Raw genomic sequence first — 19794 nt, 5'->3', positions numbered from 1 at the left:
CATTCCCATTAACAAACACCATAATTAGTGCACTAATTGGGGCCGATTATTGTTTTTTTGCCGCGTCATTTAACCCACACGGTTTATTTTTATTTATGATCGATCTTATTTCCTTTATTCCAGAAAATGAAAGTTCCCCGGTCTGTGGAGGTGATGATCTCCACTCTCCCATCCTTATCCAGGTCTGCTGCCAGGATATCTGAGCCTGCGCCGGAACGGTTATGCACCAGCTCTGGTACAAACGTAGCGCCGCCGGGTGCTTTGGGATCGCGCACAGTGCGGAACCAGTACAGCACCGGTGCGCCGTAAGGGTCCGGGTCAAAGTAATTGTCCAGGTGCGACCAGTAACGTTTACCGGCAATAAAATCCGGGATGCCATCGCCATCCACATCTGCGGCAGTAGTGCCGTGGATCTGGGAAAAAGTTACGCCGCCTGCATTTTTGCTGCTGTAATCGTCCATGATGAGATGCTGCGTAAAAGTGATGCTGCCCCTGCTATCCTGCGTTTGTTCAAACCAGGCCAGGCCAAAACCATGTGCATTGAGGCTGGTAACCACATCATTCTTCCCATCGCCATTTACATCATATACTGCCATTACTGCGCCACCTGCACCGGTGCTGCGGTGGCCATAACGCGCCAGGGCTGCGGGATGATAGGACCATGGCCGGCCATTGTCCGTAACCGGCTGCTCCCACCAGCCGTTGGGATTTACAATGTCCGTACGCCCGTCGCCGTTAATGTCGCCGGTACCAATACCGTGGCCCATCATATACCCATTGCCGGAAATAATATGCGGCACCCAGGGTTTGGCAGGATCTGCGGGATCGGGTTTGGCATAACGCAGCGTACCTTCTGCGCCATATACCAGCTCCGGTTTACCATCGCCATCAAGATCCCTGAACACGGTGATCTCTGTTTGCACGGAGGGGATCACCTCAAACTTATCCCAGCGGCGGGAAGCCCCTTTGGGATTGAGGTACACGGTGGCACGCGGCGGGCCGGTAAAAATATCCGGCCACCCGTCGGCATTGAAATCGTAAGTATACTGGCAATTAATTTCTGTAAACTCTTTGGAAGGATTGTAGGCTGAGGCGGGAAAAATTTCCCGCAGACGGGTATAATCCGGGCCAAAGTAAATGTAAGGACCGGCCACAATATCGGTATACCCATCTTTATTAAAGTCTGCTGCTGCAGCGCCCCAGGAATAATACATATCACTAATACGCTGTACCTGGAAACGCGGTCCGGTAGCTTCTTGGGGGATGATCTTTTGAGCCAGGTCCTTCCAGCCTATTGTTTTAAACTGCGCTGTACCGTTGCTTACGTACAGGGCTATGGGGCCATAAAGTCCTGCATCGTCAGCAGCGGCGCCCAATTCACGGCCATCATTCAGGAAAGTACGGATGATGCTGGCATCTATAAATATTTCAATTGTGTTCCAGTCATTAGGGCGCAAGGCCGTTTCCGGGCGTTGTAAAGGCAGCTCCGGTCCGCCAGCACGGCGGTTACGGTTGTTATTATTGTTATTGCTGCTGCCCCGCGGATCTGGCGGCGGCGCCAGGCGCACAATGCTGCCGGCGGAACGTAATGGCTCACGCAACAGCTCTTTACCCTGCGTGTTAAGCACTATGCTATATATTATGATACCGCTGTCTTTTATGGATACCAGCACCCCTTTAATGCTGTCGTTCCTTGTTTCCATACGGAACAGGAAACCGGCTTCTGTACCGGGCGTACATTTGAACTGTGCATGCAGGCCGGCATCCTGATAGCTGCTATCCAGCACCAGCCAGCCGCTGTTTCCATTAGCCGTACCCGTGAGTGTGCCGTTCTGCGCCTGCCACTTTGCAGCACCTAACCCATGCCATGGGCCTAATACGGAACCGCTGAATGTGCCATCCGGTACAAAACTTTGCCCGGTTTGTGCATGTGCGCTTAGCGCCAGTAGTAACAGGATAATGACCACTCTCATATATTATTCTTCACGTGTTCAATTAACCAATCGCCTATTTTTTCATAATCCGCATCCTGGAACTCCGGGCTCCATTGCTCTGCGGAGTAAATGCCCTTGAAGCCATGCTGCTCCGCCAGCTGCACGCATTTATCGAAATCGTAGGAGGTATGCTGCATTTGTTCATTAAACTTCATGACCTTGGCGGAGATGAGATATGCGTACGGCATTATTTTTTCAAGGGAGGCAAACATGCTTTTCACAGGATAGTTACCAAAATCCGGGAGTGTATAAATATTGCCGGGGCCTGCTTCTTTTACAATTCGTATATGCGTGTCCGGGTTCATTTCAATTCCAAAGTGATTTTCAGTGAGCAGCACCAGTTTTTTGCTTTTGGCGTAGCGGTTAATTTCTTTCATGGAGGTTATGCTCTTTTCCAGGGAGCCGCCTGCTCTGCCGGGGTTTACACGCACACAAGCTGAGCCAACATAAGCCACCGCATCCAGCCATTCTTTTACATGCGCCATGCTGCGCTGGCGTTCTGTTTCATCAACCGCTGCAAGATCGTAGCTGCTATCTACCTGCACATTCACCAAACGGCTGCCGGCTGCTTTAATACGATCCTTGAGCATAGACAGGTAAGGCTTTTCCAGCGATTCAAAATGATTGCTCCAGAACTCCAGGTTGCGGATATTGAAACGTTCTTTATAATACGCCGGCACAGCTGTCAGGGTGAGCTCGTTCTTGATAGTGGAGATCTCTTTAGGACGGGTTTGTTTAAAACGATAGCGGAACAATACGGTGCCCATACCGATGCGGTCCATTTTATCTTTGCGGCCCGCAAAAACAGGCAGCGAAGAAGATACCCATACGGATAACAACAGGCCTGAGGATTGGATGATGAAGGCTTTTCTGTTCATAGCGTAAAATTGATGTACACATTAATCGGGTAATGCATATACTACATAACTCCGGGGCAATGCGCCCGGGGCGTTTGATCTGTCAATTGTTTCATTCGTGAAAGGTGCATTGGCACTTACTACAATGTACTGGCGTCCTTTAACCTGGTACATAGCGGGCAAGCCCTGGGTTTCCCAGGATAGGTTGCCGGTCCATAATACCTGGCCGTTATCTGCATCAAAGGCATACAGCCTGCCACCTTTAGCGGTAGCAAACAATAATCCTGTGCTGGTAACGATCATACCCTTACGCTGGGAGCCAATGGGAATACCAGTGCCCTTGCCGCCCAGCTTTGTTATGCGCTCGTCCTGCCCTAAAGGCGCCCGCCACTTTACGGTGCCGGTGTTCAGATCATATGCCGTAATGGACGACCACAGGGGGCTCATTAAATTGGAATACTGTAAACCATAATCCGTGGTGTAATGATCTTCCGGCGCCTTCACGCCTTCCGGGTATGTGCGCATCATTTTTGATGAACGCCCTGTAATACTGTCCGGTACTGCCATTCCACCGGAAGCTACTACCGGACCGGCCGGCATTACCGGTTCAGGCTTCGGCGGACGGGCACGCATGGCCTCATTACTTTGAATGCCTGCCAGAAAACCATACAGGTCTGTTACACTCTTTTCATCTATATGCTGAAAGCCGGGCATTTGTCCTTTCCCGGTGGCCAGGATGGTTTTAAAATTCTCCAGCGGTACGCGGGCACCCAGGTTCAATAATGATGGGCCTAAGCCACCACCGCGGTTAGCGCCGTGGCACGACTGGCAATACTGCGCGTATACAGCCTGTGCGCGGTTGTTGCGGGCGGCTGTCATAGGCCCTTCATTGGGCATAAGTTTTTCCAGCTTGAATACTGATGCGTAATCCATGCTGGCTACATACACCAGCCCTGCTTCCGGGTTAGCAGCGGAGTTGCCTAAGTTGGCCCCTCCTGTTGCTCCCGGTATAACCATGGTTTCGTATTGGTCAGATGGCGGGGTGAATAAACCCGTGCGTGCTGCGGCGATGCGCTTCTCCCAGTGCTGCTTTTGCTCCGGCGTAAAGTAAGGATTGAGATCATCCTTTCTCACCACATGCCGCGTAAAAGGCGGTATCACTGTGGGCACCGGCTGCGTAGGCCAGGTTTCTTCGCCCGGCATATCGCTGGAAGGCACGGGCCGTTCTTCAACAGGCCATAAGGGCTGCCCGGTTACACGGTCAAACACAAACAGGAAACCCTGCTTGGTGGCCTGGGCCACGGCATCTACCCACTTTCCTTCATGCCTTACCCTAATGAGCTGCGGTGCTGCGGTAAGGTCATAGTCCCACAGATCATGATGCACGGTTTGGTAATGCCATAAACGTTTTCCCGTGCGTGCATCCAGCGCCAGCAAACAGTTACCGAACAAATTACTGCCGGCACGGTCGGCGCCGTAGTAATCGTATGTGGGCGAGCCTACGGGAAAATATGCGATGCCGCGTTGAGCGTCTACCGATATTTCGCCCCAGGTGTTTACACCGCCTACATATTTGTAAGCATCTTTAGGCCAGGTATCATAGCCGTACTCACCCGGATGCGGAATGGTGTGGAATACCCATTCCAGCTTACCCGTGATGATGCTGTATGCCCTGACATGTCCTGGTGCTGAGAACAGGTTTTCCCCGGGCGAAGAGCCCAGCAGGATCAGGTCCTCAAACACCGCCCCCGGTGTAGTGCTTTGTACCCGCGAGAAAGTATTGGGATCACGTCCCAACCCTTCTTTCAGCGATACATACCCATTAGTACCAAAATTGGCTATAGACTTTCCCGTGGCTGCATCAATTTCCTGCAACGTATTGTTGAGGCAAAAGATCAGGCGCCGGTCCTTTTTATCTTTACTTTCCCAGTAGTTGATCCCGCGCCAGGTAATACCTCCCAGGTTGGCATGGATCCACAGCTCTTTGCCTGTAGCTGCATTCAGCGCTACCAGCGAATTATTTTTTGCCAGCAGGTACATTACAGTATCAATGATCACAGGGCTGAACAGGTATTGTACACTGTCCGCTGTGGGATAGCTCCAGGCTACCTGCAGCTGACTCACATTGGCTTTTGTGAGCTGTTTCAGCTCCATAAACCTGGACTGATCCGCGCCGCCGCCGTATTGCTGCCAGCTGGTATGCCTGCCGCTTTTTACGGTTACATTACAGGCAAACAAAACCAGTACTACCCATACTTTTGAAATACCTCTCTGCTTCAGGCGCATAAAAAATGACGTGGAATTTTAGCGTTAATAGTCCTGCGTGACTTTAATGGTTTGCCAATGAAGGCGGGGGTAAAATTAACCGGGGAGCCTTAATAAAGAACTAATAAAGGATTAATAGCGGGGTTAATGGTGTTAATTACTGTTAACGGCATTAGTGAGCGGTTGTAATGACGGATGAGCGGAGGGGAGCGAATGAGCGAAGCGAATGGGGGATTTGCTGTGGGTTATGCAAATTTCTTTTTTGTGGGTACTCTGTGGATCATTGCAGTAAACTGTATGATGTACATTTTTAGGGGAATTGTCTTTTGTGAGTCACTGGGTGTAAACTGTATGATGATTATATTTCCAGGGGATTGTCTTCTGTGGGTCACTGGTTGCAAACTGTATGAGGGTTAATTTTTTAAGGTAGATCTTTCTCCGCAGATCACTGGGAGCAAACTGTATGATGCTTAGTTTTTTAAGTGGATCGTTCTCCGCAGATCCGGCTGCGAACTGCACCCGCCTGTTTTGAATGTCTATTGGACTTTGGAGGGTCGTACGGGCTAAGGGGGGTAATGGGGCGCTGTCAAGCGAATCACGCCGGGCAAAGGTTCGCAGCTCGGATCCGCGGAAGAACTACCCCAAGAGGAAACAGTGAGGAACCCCAGCGATTGCAATACTGAGATAGATGCAGGTAATGAAATAATCCTTAATCACAAGTAATTACGGGATAGTGATGGAGAATGTTTCCCCAGGGCCCTCGATCGCTCTGATCTACGCGGGCCCCGAAGGTCCGGATAAACGGGCCTTTGCCCGGCGTGATACGCTTGATATGTTTAATAGCAATCCACTGCTCATACGATAATATAATAGCTTAATAGATTTACATAACAGGCGGGTGCAGCCCGTTTACTGGACCTCCGGGAAAGCGGGAAAGCAATAAAGCAAAATAGAGAGCTACGCGGTGTTACATCAAACGAAGAAAGTTTAATTATAAGCTCCTCACTCCAAAATCTCCTGAAAGTTCTTTTCAAAATCCTCGCCATACAAACGCTTGTACTCTTTGCCGAAATGCTCAAAGGTATCGCGTGCAAGGGAGTGTTTGCCAAGGTAAGCCAGGGATTTACATTTGATGCTCATGGTGTCTTCATTCACCGGGTCAAAGTAGTAGATGTAGTTGGCTACTTTGATCAGGAAATCAGGGTCTTCGCGCAGGTCTACGGAAGAGGCGAAGTGCATGTAGGTGTCTATGATCTCGTTGGAGATCTCGGATTTGAAAGCATCCAGCCATTCATGCTCGTCGTTGGTGAGAAAGCTGCCCCGCTGAATGATGTCTGCCAGGCCGCTCATGCGGTGTTTATTGAGCTGGCTTTTGTCGCGCATAATGCCCAGGTAACGGCTGTAATCGATATATACCTTGTCTTCATCAAGATCTATTTTCCAGTAACCCGTGTCCTTGGAAATACGGATAAACCCGATCCTTTCCAGGATGTTTTTTAGCTTGGCAATATTTACGGATCGGTTGTTACGCGCGCTGGCAGCGGTTTTATCGAACCACAGCAGCTCTTTCAGCTTCTCAGAGCTGATGCCCCGCTCCCAGCGGATGCTGTACAATAATATTACAAGGAACAGCTCACGGATGAGCGGCGTAAATAATTTCGTGACCTCCTCCCCGCTGCTATCCCGTACCTGGAAATCTCCGAACAGGTGGATGAGCACTTTGTCCTGGCCTGGTACGGCGGCTGCAGGCGGTGTGGATGCAGCATCAAACTGCGGCTGCAGAGCTGTTACCGGTAAAACAGGCTCCTGCGGAATGGGTGTGGGTGTAACGGGTGTTGTTACGGCGGGCTGTTTATGCCGGAACCTGCGGTAAAGCTGCCAGCCGGCACACAGCAGGAGTAATACAGCACCGGCGCCCAAAGCAATTAATCCCGTGTAGCTGTTACGTGGCGCAGCTTCCGGCGCCTGTACCGGCAAGGGCGGGCCATATAAGGAATACATGCTGATAGTAGTGCGGTTGGCTTCTTCATCATAGAACAAAACCGGTACAATGAAACGTTTGGCAATACTATCGTAAAACACATCTGCATAAGAGCGGATGTCATGGAACTTATAGGGGATCTTATCCCCCACGGCCTGGAATGCCGGCTGCGTTAAAGAGCCCTGGATCAATTGCAGCTCCGAATCAAATTTATGCTTGGGAAATATCAGCCCGTAATAGGTATGTGCAGCTTCGTTAATAACCAGCGAGTTGGCAAATACAAATTCTTCCGTATCTATTTTAAGGTCGTAGATCTTTTTGAAGGTGCGGGTGCGTACATCAAAATAATTAAGGTCATAGAGGTTCTTAGGATTCAGCACCTGCCGGCCGGATGGGTTACCATATCCGCCCATAATATAAGCCCCATGTGCTGCCGGGCCCAGCGCGGCCAGGTAACGCGGCGTCATTTGGGATTTGGATGAATCTATCAGCTGCACCGTGGCGGTAGGCATATGATAGCGGTACATATTACTCTTGTATAAAAAGAAACCGTAACCGTTAAAGGTATACAAAGCGGTGTCTGCCGCTGAGTAATATTTGTTGAAATGGCAGTAGTTCATACCATCTGTAAACGACGGCAGCTGCTTATCCCAGGCCAGGGTAGCAGGGTCCAGGATGGCCATATCCTGCAGGGTAACGGGAAGCAGGTAGATCTTTTTATCAACAACGTTATAGTACGACTGGTATTTGATAGAAAGAGATTGCGGACCGGTGCTGTACGCATCCGCTCTCATTTTATTTAAGGGAATGGAGTAACGAAATAAAGAATCGCGCCCAATAATATATACCGTTTCCTCTGCCGGGTTAAAAGCCAGGCTGGCAGCGCCATTGATAGTGAACGGCTGCAAGGCCTGCCAGTTGGTACGCATTTTTTTCATCCACAGCGCATTGGTAGCTATGCCATTGCTATTACCCACGGAATCTGCAGCCAGGCCGCCATCTGCCTCATTCAAAGGCCAGTAATGGGTAAGCCTGTTATTTTCCAGGATGCGGATGTTACGCAGCATCATAGGCGGTACATCAGAGTTCTTAAAGTTCTGGTAATCATTGGCGCCAAAGAACAGCTTATAACAGTTCTTATTACTGAGGGGCAGCGGCTGCTCAAAGGTTTGGCCGCCGGCCAGCAGGCGCAGCATGCCTTTATCCTTATTGAACTGCAGGCGGAAAGTGTGCCACTGGTCCTGCGTGCCAATACCCGGCAGGTCAAACACAATGCGGGAAAAGGTATCGCCAATCACAATCCTGAAATGACGGATGGGCGGCGATTTATCGTAGTCGTAAATAAGATCGATATTACGGCCGTCGTTGCCGATGACACGCACCAGGTAACCAAAATAATTTTTCTGGTTGGGTATAAAGGATACTTCAAAAGACAGCTCCACATTATCGGTAAAACATAAAGCATGTTCCTGCCCTATGGCAAGGCCTGTGCGCTTATCCTGGACAACCTCATGACTGCGGAAATCAAGCCCATAGGTTTGGCCGAATGCACTGCAGCTGGCAATTAACAAGATAAAAAGGCCGGTGATGAATTTGTGGAATTTAATCTGTGTACACACCTTGTTCAATAAAGCTAAAATTTACAGACTAAATTTAGCAAGAATTTGGAATATTCCATTTACCATTCATACAGGTTTGCAGGAATGGTTAGTACGTGGTTTCTGTAGCCTGCTGTGGTGGCGGTTGCCAGAGCGGTCCGGTCCGTGTTTAATTTTCGTAACTATAGGTTGCCAGCTTATAGGTTTTATTTGCAACAATGGTGTAAAGTTTCTTAATTCTTCCTTCACGGTCGTAGGTATACCGGTAAAACTGGTCATCACTTCCCGGACCGCCGGTGTAAACACCCTGTTGCTCAGGTTCAGGTTCTCTTTTGATGGTCCTGCGTTTTAATTTTCCATTATTATAATACTCATAGCTTGTTATCTCTCTGGTTTTATCATCAGTTATCTCTTCTTTTTTAACGAGTAAGCTTCCCTGGTAAGTTAAAATATAGGTCCGTTCAAAGGAATGATCTGCCTTTTTCCCTGGCGGACAATGATATGAGATCTCCTGGTAGGTAAGCACAGAATCGCCCTGGTTTGCTACCAGGCGGTAGATGGTTGAATCCTTACTGGCAAACGTACGTTTCTGAAAGGCTATTCTATTATTGAGGTAAGCATATTCGTACTTAACGGTGTCAACTCTTTTGGGATTGCTGAAGTCGTAAGCATAGATAATTTGGATTATGTCATGCTTATCATTGTATTGGTATAAATCTTTTCCCTGGAGTTCATTCTTTTTATGACTATTCTTTTCAACAGTTCTTCCGAAAGCATCCAGCCTTTCATAAGTCCAATACCCTCTGCCGCCAGTTCCATTGAAATACTTACCGCGAATGCCGGTGGTGTTAGGGTATAAGCTTTTTTCGCTAAAAAGCTGCGCTTTTAATATGAAGGCGTAAAGTAAAAAGGCCAGTGTTAAGATCGTCTTTGTCATAATTTCAACAGGTTAGGGTTGGGTTAATTGGCAATTGTAAAATGTCCGGCTCAATAAAGATACAAAGTTGAAATAATATTTGAGACCCATCCGTGCCCCGGCGAAAATGGTTTGTAAGCTCATGACAGTAAAAGAGCCACAGATCTGACTGCGGCTCTTTCAAATATATTTATACGACCTTTTTTATTCCTGCCCGGGAAGCTGGGACATATCCATATACACTATTTCCCACTGGTGCCCATCCAGGTCGGCAAAACTGTGCTGGTACATCCAGCCATGGTCCTGGGGCTCCGCATAGATCGCGGCCCCGGCGTCTTTGGCCTTTGCAACCATTGTCTGCACTTCCTCCTTCGACGAAGCATCCAGCGCTATCAGTACCTCCGTAGTATTTTTTGCATCAGCAATGTTCTTCCTGGTGAAGGTTTTAAAGTACTCTTCTGTGAGCAGCATAGCGAAAATATTGTCGCTAATAACCATGCTGCCTGCCTTCTCGTCGGTAAACTGGGGATTAAAGCTGAAACCCAGGCTGGTGAAAAATGCCATGGACGCTGCCAGGTCTTTTACCGGTAGATTAATGAAGATCTTTGTTGCCATTGTTCTGTGTTTTTAAGTGATTGATGACACAAAACTGCAGCAACTTTTTTTCCTGGACTTTTACATATGTTGAGGAATGCAAAAATTATTTGTTGGCAAAAAAGATCCGGCTCAACTGGGTGGGGGTAATGCCGAGGTAAGAAGCGATCTGGTGTTTTTTCAGCCGTTTTATCAGCTGCGGGTATTTGTATAACAGCTCCTCATAGCGTTTTTTTGCCGTGTCGTGGCGGAGCGATATCTCGTAGGGCTCTTTTTCAACGATCCAGTGCTGCTCCATGTACCTTATGTAAAAAGCCGCTATATCCGGGTATTGGGCTACCAGCTGTTTAAATGCAGCAAAATCGTATTCCAGTACAGTAGTGTCTTCCAGCGCGGTTATGGTAAAAACCCCTGGCTCAGCTTTTAGCATGGCGCTCATGGAGCCTGCAATGCGCTGTTCCGGAAAGAAATATTTGATGATCATGCTGCCATCGTCCGAAGTATAGTACTGTGAGAAAAGCCCCGTTACAACAAAGGCCAGCTTATTGGGCACCTGTCCTTCGCGTATGAAATTTTCACCACGGTCATATTTATTCTCTCTGAGCAGCGCTGTCCATGCTGCTTCTGCGGCTTCGGTCAGTGCGGCATATGTCCGGATCTTGCGAAAAAACATATCGGTAGTCATGATGTACAGTGTTATTATTTACCCTGCGATAAAGATACCAATTTTACTTTTTTCAGCTGCCCAACACCTTTGATACCCCTTAAAACGTACATTTGTACCTGTTATATCCATTAAAGAACAGTAATAGCCCGGAAAGCCCTTGTAATCTAAAGCCTATATAGTGTAGCACTTATTCCATGAGCAAAAAACTTCCCTGGCCCTGTTATTAGTTTAATTGCCATATACATATATGGCTGAACCACGTCATTTAAATTGTACCATATGAAAAGCCCGATCTACTCAACAGATCTGTTGAAGGCGCGCACCAGTATGTTTGCGTCCCTCCTTTTTTTACTCTTGCCATTATGCTTACATGCGCAGCGGCAGCTGGTATGGGAAGAGAATTTTAACACCGGCACTACTTTAGATCCAAAAGTGTGGACCTATGAAACCGGCGATGGCTGCGCCAAAGGCAACTGCGGCTGGGGCAATGCGGAGCTGGAATATTACACCAACCGCGCTGAAAATGTGCGCATTGAAAATGGAAGCCTGATCATTGAAGCCCGGCGCGAGACCATGGGTGGTAAACCCTTTACCTCCGGCCGTATTAAAACTGCCGGCCGTGTATCTTTCCGCTACGGCGCACTGGAAGCCCGCATTAAAGTACCCAAAGTAGGCAACGGCCTATGGCCCGCCTTCTGGATGCTGGGCGCTACCGGCGGTACCTGGCCGCATAATGGCGAGGTGGATATTTTAGAGATGGGTTTTGCCGGCGCTATAGCAGCGGGTAAGGCTAACAAAACCGTAAGTGCCGCCACGCACTGGTGGACGGAAAACCCCGGTGGTTATACCGGTCATGCCACCTATGCCAAAGACACGGTAACAGAAGCTGCGGAGCTTAGCGATGCTTTTCACCTGTACAAGCTGGAATGGGATCCCAACTTCCTGACCATTTTCCTGGACAATCAACCCTATTACAAAATAGGTATTGCAGGCGGCAACGGGCTGGATGCTTTTCAGAACCCGTTTTATATTCTGCTGAACCTTGCTGTGGGCGGCAATTATCCAGGCATACCTTCAGAAAGCGGCATAACAGCGCCGCTGCCTGGCCGCATGGAAATAGATTATCTTAAACTGTACCAGGATGTAACCCAGGGCGAGGAGCTGATCCTGGGCACCAACAACGCACCGGAAGGCAACTACGGTATTTTTACCGATAACACAACGGTGAGCGACAAAGTAGTATTTGGCCAGGGCGCTAACCTGTTCCTGTGGAACAACATTACCAGCATCAGCCCTGCGCCGGCTCCCTTTGAAGGCAGCAATGCCTGGGCCTTTCATGCCAATACCGGTAACTGGTTCGGCTTAGGCGTAGCCAATGATGCAAAGAATATGAGCAACTTTGCAGGCGGTAGCTTAAAGTTCCATATGAGAACCACTTCCACCGCGCCGTTCAAAGTAGGTATTGCTACCGATGGTGCAGAAGGCTGGGTGAACTTTACCGGTACCAATGAACATGGCCTGGTAAGAGATGGCCAATGGCACCAGGTAACTATTCCCATAAGTGAGTTTGGCAGCGCGCTGGACCTGATGCAGGTAACGCAGCTATTCATGTTCTCCGGCGATGCACCGGCAACAGCCGCTGACTTTTATTTCGATAACATTTATTACAGCGGCGGCGTATCTGAGAATCCGGCACCCATAGTGGCTATCACCAACCTGGCTAATGATACTGTATTCACCACACCGGCGGCTATTAATATTCAAACCAATGCCAGTGACCCTAACGGCAGCATTACTAAAGTAGATTTCTTTAACGGCACTAAACTGATCGGTACAAAAACCACTGCGCCCTTCAGCTTTACCTGGAACACCTCTGCACAAGGCATTGCACAGGTGATTGCCAAAGCAACAGATAACCAGGGTAAGATAAGCAGCTCAAAACCTATAACAGTACTGATAGCAGCCCCCGGCAATACGGCTCCGCAGGTAAACATTACATCGCCCACTGCTGCCACGCCTTACCGAAAACCAGCTAAAGTAGTGATCAGCGCAAATGTTACGGACGATGGCAGCATTTACAAAGTAGAATACTTTAACGGTACTACGTTATTAGGTACACTCAATAAAGCGCCTTATAACTTTACCTGGGAAAATGTGGACCAGGGCACCTATACCATTACAGTAAAAGCTACGGACAATGGCAAACGCAGCACAACATCAGCACCGGTAACCATCACGGTAAAGGATAACAGGATCACGGCAGATAAGTATGGCGTGTACAGTGAAGACACTTCCATTACTGATAAGCTTACCTATGGGCTGGATGCTAACCTGTATGTGTGGAACAACCTGAGCACCATTGCCAATGCCACGCCAGCAGAAGGTTCTGAAGTAATGGCCTTTACCGCGGCAGCCAATAACTGGTTTGGGTTAGGCGTAGCTAATGATGTGCGCGATCTTACGAACTTCAGCACCGGTTTCCTGAAATTCTCCTTTAAAACTACGTATGCCGGCTCTTTCCGTTTCAGCGTAATTTCCAGCAGCGGGCAAACAGATATTAACTATGCCGCCGCTGAGCAGAAATACGGTTTGATAAGAGATGGGCAATGGCATGAAGTAAGCATACCGGTAAGCGCTTTAACCGGTACTAACCTGGCCGCAGTAACGCAGGCTTTTACCTTCTCCGGCGATGCGCCTGCAGCAGCAGCCAGCTTTTACATAGACAATGTATATTACACCACGCCCAATGCCGGCAACAACCAGCCTAACCTGGCGCTGAATAAAACCACTACTACCTCCGCTAATGAAAATATTTCCTTTGAAGGTAACTATGCGGTAGATGGCAATGCAGGCACCCGCTGGTCCAGCGCCTTCAGCGATCCGCAATGGATTGTAGTAGATCTGGGCGCGGATTACAACATAAACCGTGTAAAACTCACCTGGGAAACCGCGGCCGGTAAAGATTACCTGGTGCAGGTATCCAATGATCCAGGTACCTGGAACGGCGCTTTAAAGACCGTTACTAATAACAGCGTGCTCACTAACGACTGGACCGGTTTGAGCGGCCACGGACGTTACCTGCGTATTTATGGTACTGCCAGAACCACACCATACGGTTACTCGCTGTTTGAGCTGGAAGCCTATGGCAGCCCCTTTACCGGTGCTGCACGTACCAATGGTATCAGCGTTACCAGCCATCCGGCAACCACGCACAGCAAATGGACAGCCAGCGTGTATCCGAACCCGGTAGCCGGCGGACAAGCACAAATACTGAGCAGTGAAGCCATTAAACAGATCAAAATAGTGGGCATGAATGGCAGAACATGGAGCACTCAATTATCGCAGGAAGGGAAATTGGGCGGTACTTATCCTGTTGATGCGAACAGCTTACCAGCCGGTATGTACTTAATACAGCTCATGAACAAACAACATGAAACGCTGCTGCTGAAGTTTGTGAAGCAATAGTCCATGGTCGATGGTCCATAGTCCATGGCATGGTGCTTGAGGGATGGTTGTGCGTAGAATAGAAAAAGAAAAGGGCTGTCTCCAAATTATTTAAGAGACAGCCCTTTTTCCGTATGGAAATTAACCTGTTCTGCATCTGTGTTATATGATCAGGATCTCCCTTGTTGTTATAACAATCATCATTTGCGCAGCTCATCCGCCATTAGCGCTAAAGAAGGTAATGGATATCCCCCTGCCTGCCGGGTATGTTCGTTTGGCCCAACCAGCAAATTCCTACGGTGCTTACCTGCGTGCCCTTACCCTGGACCAGGATAGAACTGTTTATCTCTTCAATGGTGCAAAGAAAACAAATCAAAATGCTCAATACGCCGTACTTGATATGGACATCGGTAACAAAGATCTTCAGCAGTGCGCTGATGCCGTGATCCGCCTGCGCGCTGAGTTCCTCTACCAGGCAGGAAGGTATAACGGGATCACTTTTACTTTAACGAACGGCTTCCGGTGTGATTATGTGCATTATGCCGAAGGATTCCGGCTGAATGTGAACGGCAACCAGTGCCGCTGGCAACGGCAGCAGCCGGAAAATTACAGTTATGCCACCTTCAGGCAGTATCTTAACCTCGTTTTTTCCTATGCTGGCACCCGGTCATTACATACACAGCTGAAAACCATACCTATGTCTGGAATGCAGCCTGGTGCTGTATTTGTGCAGAAAGGTGATCCCTACGGCCACGCCGTTACAGTGATGGATATGGCCTATAACCCTATCACGAAGGACACCATTTTCCTGCTTTCCCAAAGTTACATGCCTGCTCAAAGCATTCACGTGCTGAAGAATCCTGAAGATGGTAAGTTATCTCCATGGTATTCCCTAAAGGCTGCAGATCCCATAGAAACGCCCGAATGGACCTTTTACCAGAAAGATCTGAAAACATTCTAGCGTGTAGCGCCGGAAACACTTTTCCTATACTCCACCGGGCTTACACCGCTATACTTCCTGAACTGCCGGCTCAAATGGCTTTCATCTGTAAAGCCCAGCTCACCGGCAATCTGGCTAATGGTAAGCGTGCTGTAAGCCAGGCGTTGCTGCACCAGCTTGATCTTATACTGAGTGATATAATGCTGCAGGCTTTCCCCGGCAAACTTCCGGAAATACTCGCCTACATAATTTGCGGAGAGATTAAAATGAGAAGCCAGGTGATCGATCTTCAGCTTTTCGGGGAGGTTGATGTGCTGGTGAATGTACAGCAGCATGCGGTTGATCAGCGGCTCTGATTCCAGTCCTGTAACAGTGCTGCCTGCATTGTCAGCTACATTGCGGGCCAGGATGTTCAGGATCAGCGTTACAAAATGCTGCAGGTTCTCTTCATGGTAGGATTGTTTTTGCTCATACTCATCTACCATGCTGCTCATGAGTGTAGCGATCATATCACAGTCGCCTGGATTTTTTACCAGCAGCTCCTGGAAACGGTTATGGTGCGAGAAGATATGTTCCAGCTGTTTAAGCCACTGCGTAATGCGTTCCCGGTCCTGCGCATTTTTGCACTGCTTCAGGAATACCTCTGAGAAACGGATGGAGCAGAAACGGGTAGGCGTTTCAATGTCAAACCCGCGGCAGTCCAGCGGCGTAAAAAGAAAAATGCTTCCCTTGTGGTAGGGAAATTTATTACGGTTCACTTCCCGCATGCCGTTGCCTTCCAGGATCCGCACAATCTCAAAGAAATGGTAGATCAGCGGGCGCTCATTCCAGCATTCCATATCAGATACATACAGCTCAAAAGGCTGGTGTAAGACTTTGTGTTCCATACCTGCCAATTTACAGGAAAAACCTTGTTTTGTCACTGTTCTGCTGTAGCTGCTACCGGTAATTTTGATGCCAGAAAAATTAATGTATCATGAGTTTGAATGAAAAACTGCTGTCGCCATTAGTTACTCCTGCGGTTACGTTCCGCAACCGGGTAGTAATGGCGCCCATGAGCAGGCACCGGTCCCTAAAAACCATTCCCGGTGCTTCTGTAGCCACCTATTACGCGCAAAGGGCCAGCGCCGGTTTGATCATAGCGGAGAACAGCGCAGTAGCGGCTAACGGTGTCGGCTATGTGGATGCACCGGGTATCTATAATACAGCCCAGCAAGCTGGCTGGAAACAGGTAGTAGATGAAGTACATGCCCGCAATGGAAAGATCTTTGTACAGCTGGTACATACCGGCCGTATAGGCCACCCGCTGAACCATGAAGGGGAAGCGTCGCTGGTGGCTCCTTCTGCTGTAAGGGCAGCTGGTATGATGCGTATAGCCGGGGACCGGCATTTACCCATGCCGGAACCGCAGGCGCTCAGCACTGCCGGAGCACAAGCCATGGTGGATGCACATATACGGGCTGCTGAAACCTCCATAACACTAGGTTTTGATGGTGTGGAAATCCATGGCGCGCATGGCTTTTTACCGGAGCAGTTCCTGCATCCGCACACCAACCGCAGAACAGACCGTTATGGCGGCAGTATTGAGAACCGCAGCCGCTTTTTACTGGAGATCGTAGAAGGCGTTACAGCGGCCATTGGCCGGGAACGTACCGGCATCAGGCTCTCCCCTTTTGCGGGTTTGAACGACCTGCCTCCATATGCTGAAGAAACAGCCACGCACCTGTACCTTACTGATGCCTTGCGGCAATTGGGTCTTCTGTACATCCATCTTTCTGATCAATCCTCCAACGGACGCCCGCCCATACCGCAGGAGTTTTTATGGGAGGTACGCAAACGCTTTCCTAACCTGCTGATGCTGGCCGGTGGTTATACTGCCGCTTCTGCTGAAACCATTTTACAATCCGGCCTGGCTGATCTTATAGCATTTGGCAGGCCTTTTATTGCCAACCCTGACCTGGTGGAACGGTTCCGCTTGAATGCGCCGCTGACAGCTGGCGACGCAGATACTTTTTACCAGGGAGGCGATGAAGGGTATATTGATTACCCGGTTATGCATCAGGATGCAGCGCTTTGCAGCGTGTGATCACAGCCTTGCCATCACCACAAAAAAAGCGGCTGGCTCCCATAAAAGGCGCCAGCCGCAGGTGTTTATACCATCTGCACATTAATAAGTGATACCCGGGAAGGTAGCACGTGCCTGGTTAAATTGTGTTTCATATGTTGAAGGCCAGCCGAAAGCGGTAGTAGCCTGCGCTTTCAGGTTATGGCCTACGGCGCCGCTCCAGAAATGTACAAACTCGCCCATGTTCATAGCACGGGAATAGTTCTGCCCACTCTTGGGAAAATACTGCGCCAGCAAAGTGAAATATTTATTTAACCCTGCAGAGCCGCCCAGCTGATAAATAGGATAGAACCAGTTCTTGAACCATTGGGTACCGGCGCGGGGAAAGTTATCCGAACCATTGATCACCAGGTTATACCAGCGGGTAGCGTCAGCTGTTCTGCCCAAACCTTTGTATACGTCGTAAATAAAGATCTCTGCCCATTTACTATCGCCCCAGATACCAAAAGCCGGGGAGTTATGATAACCTTTGGAAGCGCCTTCCACAATATGCGCTACCTCGTGCGTGGTAATATCCAGGTCGTTGCCGGTGCCGGATAACCAGGCGCTGGTGCTGTTGGAGCCTACATCTATCACATTGCGGTTATCATGGCTTGCATCAAAATAAGTGGAGGGATGGCCGCCGCTGTACTTGCCGGTATGGAAAATGGCAAACAAACGCGGGTCTGAGCCAAAGGAGCCGTACAAACCTTTGGTGTAGCGCCATACATCGCCCATATAAGTATTGGGCCAGGTAACACTGCTGCTTACGTCATTATCAAAATATACGGCTACATCATCATCATAAAATTTACGGTTTAAGAGCTGTACATGCTCAAACCAATGCTCCTGCCAGGTAGCCGGCGGCGCTGCCACTACTGCGGCTTTAGCGGATGATTTGACAGCAGCATCCTTACCGGATGGCTGGGAAATATTATCCTCCTTGCCACAGGAGCTTAGTAAAGAAAATAACAGAACGGGAATACTTAGCATAGTGCTGATCCTGAACGATTGTAAGTTCATGCGGTTTAGTTTAAATAATGAAAAATAAAAACGGGTGTCTGCGGCTGCCGGGTTACAACAGCCGTGGGTTACGGTTCGTGGAAAATAAATAGCGTTGCTTAATTGGACCGGCTGCTCATCGCTCCCTGATGAGAGAATAGAAATAGCAACGCTAATGTGCTCAGCTCAAATTTTTAATTGCTCTTATAATGCAGGATTTTGTGAATAATCAGACCACAGCTGGTCAACGGATTTACCCGTTAGCTGGTTCCAGGTATTGCTGGTGTAAGTTCTGTTACGGCATGCTGTGTTCAGGTCATTAACAATGGTGCTGCGTACATGCAGCTCCAGCCAGGCCAGGAAACGTGCGGTTACACGATAGGCGTCCGTGTATTTTTGCGAGGCATTCCAGGCAGGTAATGACCAACCGGCAGGACCGTTATTTACACCAAATTTATAACGTGCATAATCGGCGATCCCTTCTGTTAGCCAGCCGGGCGTGCCGCCGGTGTAATGCTGCACAATGTGCATTACTTCGTGGGTAACTACGTCTATGTCCTCCGGATGGCTATGGAACCAGGCAGCACTGAAGGTAGTAACATCGCCTGATGTGTAGGCTACACCGGTGTAGTTAGGGTCTATAACAAACTTCACCTGCTTGGTAGCGCCAGTAAAAAAACGATTTAGCAACTTTGGATAAACGGTGAAAAAAGTGTTGATCAACCGTTGATATTCCGCAGTATCAAAGGTGCCGTCATTGTTGGTGAAGGTAAGCGTATAACCGTTGCTGGTGTATACCACGGTTCCAACAGGCTGTACAGCCTGCGCCTTTACGCCTTTGTTTACAGACAGTTCATTAGTGCCGGGTACGTCGTCGGGTGTAACAAGTGATGATTTGCTACAGGCAGAAAGTAAAAGCATACCTACTGCACCGGAGATAATGGAGTTTTTAAGAGGAAATTTCATTTGATTTCGGGTTTTTCATTCGGGAGTCTGATGAGTACAGCGATCTTATGAAATATAAGCCAATCCTTTTTATTTTCATAAAATTTTTTCTGCTGAACCCCAGTGCAATATCGATTTTGCAAGTAATTATGCGGAGGAATTGATCAATTTAGCTTTCTGTGTTTGATAGGGTAAAGAGAGCCTCCACCGGAGGTGCAACGACGGACTGCGCCCGCCTGTTTGAATAAATATTTAGCTATTGTTATCGTATAAGCTACTTTCAATCCATTACGCATTATCAAGCGTGTGACGCCGGGCAAAGGTCCTTTCGTTTGCACCTCCGGCAGCAGCAGAACTAACTGACCGGTAGTGATGCGGCAAGACCCGGCTGTACAACAGCGGTTGGCGGCTGGCGTTTAGCTTTTAGCAGTTAGCTGTTAGCTGTTAGCTGTTTGAAATTTGTAATCTTTTGTTTGAATAGTTTAAG

Annotated in this window: 13 protein-coding genes; 3 read left to right on the top strand and 10 right to left on the bottom strand. The window is 48.8% G+C overall.

Going from position 1 to position 19794, the window contains the following annotated elements; genetic code table 11:
• Positions 1–89: 89 nt before the first annotated feature.
• The 7 genes from KVT36_RS04290 to KVT36_RS04260 all read right to left on the bottom strand — a co-directional run bounded on the left by KVT36_RS04290 (position 90) and on the right by KVT36_RS04260 (position 10890).
• Positions 90–1973 (bottom strand): FG-GAP-like repeat-containing protein, encoded by a 1884-nt coding sequence (locus KVT36_RS04290; protein ID WP_217602265.1) that lies wholly within the window; start codon positions 1971–1973, stop codon positions 90–92.
• Positions 1970–2872, bottom strand: a complete 903-nt coding sequence (locus tag KVT36_RS04285; RefSeq protein ID WP_217602264.1) for a sugar phosphate isomerase/epimerase — start codon at positions 2870–2872, stop codon at positions 1970–1972. The genes KVT36_RS04290 and KVT36_RS04285 overlap by 4 nt, the downstream gene beginning before the upstream one ends.
• A 21-nt stretch (positions 2873–2893) precedes the next feature.
• Positions 2894–5137, bottom strand: a complete 2244-nt coding sequence (locus tag KVT36_RS04280; RefSeq protein WP_217602263.1) for a PQQ-binding-like beta-propeller repeat protein — start codon at positions 5135–5137, stop codon at positions 2894–2896.
• 981 nt (positions 5138–6118) lie between these two features.
• Positions 6119–8716 carry a hypothetical protein gene (locus KVT36_RS04275; RefSeq protein ID WP_217602262.1) on the bottom strand — a complete coding sequence of 866 codons (2598 nt, stop codon included), beginning with the start codon at positions 8714–8716 and terminating at the stop codon, positions 6119–6121.
• 148 nt (positions 8717–8864) lie between these two features.
• Positions 8865–9632, bottom strand: coding sequence for a hypothetical protein (locus KVT36_RS04270; RefSeq protein ID WP_217602261.1), 768 nt, complete (start codon positions 9630–9632; stop codon positions 8865–8867).
• Between the two features lie 183 nt (positions 9633–9815).
• Positions 9816–10226 (bottom strand): VOC family protein, encoded by a 411-nt coding sequence (locus KVT36_RS04265; protein ID WP_217602260.1) that lies wholly within the window; start codon positions 10224–10226, stop codon positions 9816–9818.
• A gap of 85 nt (positions 10227–10311) precedes the next feature.
• On the bottom strand, positions 10312–10890 hold the full coding sequence (locus KVT36_RS04260; protein WP_217602259.1) for a Crp/Fnr family transcriptional regulator: 579 nt from the start codon (positions 10888–10890) through the stop codon (positions 10312–10314).
• Positions 10891–11151: 261 nt separating this feature from the next.
• Here KVT36_RS04260 and KVT36_RS04255 point away from each other — a divergent pair, with 261 nt between their 5' ends.
• The gene (locus tag KVT36_RS04255) at positions 11152–14337 is read left to right on the top strand and encodes an Ig-like domain-containing protein (protein WP_217602258.1); all 3186 of its coding nucleotides are present in this window, start codon (positions 11152–11154) and stop codon (positions 14335–14337) included.
• A gap of 145 nt (positions 14338–14482) precedes the next feature.
• Positions 14483–15277, top strand: a complete 795-nt coding sequence (locus KVT36_RS04250; protein WP_217602257.1) for a DUF4846 domain-containing protein — start codon at positions 14483–14485, stop codon at positions 15275–15277.
• Here the strand turns inward: KVT36_RS04250 and KVT36_RS04245 are convergent.
• Positions 15274–16143 (bottom strand): AraC family transcriptional regulator, encoded by an 870-nt coding sequence (locus KVT36_RS04245; protein WP_217602256.1) that lies wholly within the window; start codon positions 16141–16143, stop codon positions 15274–15276. The two genes, KVT36_RS04250 and KVT36_RS04245, sit on opposite strands and share 4 nt — an antisense overlap.
• Before the next feature lie 89 nt (positions 16144–16232).
• Here KVT36_RS04245 and KVT36_RS04240 point away from each other — a divergent pair, with 89 nt between their 5' ends.
• Positions 16233–17342, top strand: a complete 1110-nt coding sequence (locus tag KVT36_RS04240; RefSeq protein WP_217602255.1) for an alkene reductase — start codon at positions 16233–16235, stop codon at positions 17340–17342.
• Between the two features lie 81 nt (positions 17343–17423).
• On the opposite strand, the gene KVT36_RS04235 is transcribed toward KVT36_RS04240, so the two are convergent.
• Both KVT36_RS04235 and KVT36_RS04230 read right to left on the bottom strand, forming a co-directional pair.
• Entirely contained in the window at positions 17424–18383 is a 960-nt protein-coding gene (locus tag KVT36_RS04235; protein ID WP_254639833.1) for a hypothetical protein, read from the bottom strand.
• A 183-nt stretch (positions 18384–18566) separates the two neighbouring features.
• Positions 18567–19328 (bottom strand): basic secretory family protein, encoded by a 762-nt coding sequence (locus tag KVT36_RS04230; RefSeq protein WP_254639832.1) that lies wholly within the window; start codon positions 19326–19328, stop codon positions 18567–18569.
• Positions 19329–19794 lie beyond the last annotated feature (466 nt).

This window comes from Chitinophaga sp. GbtcB8 (assembly GCF_019091455.1).
Taxonomy (GTDB): domain Bacteria; phylum Bacteroidota; class Bacteroidia; order Chitinophagales; family Chitinophagaceae; genus Chitinophaga.
The sequence above is the reverse complement of the archived record's forward strand: the minus strand, read 5'-3'. Positions and strand labels throughout refer to the sequence as shown.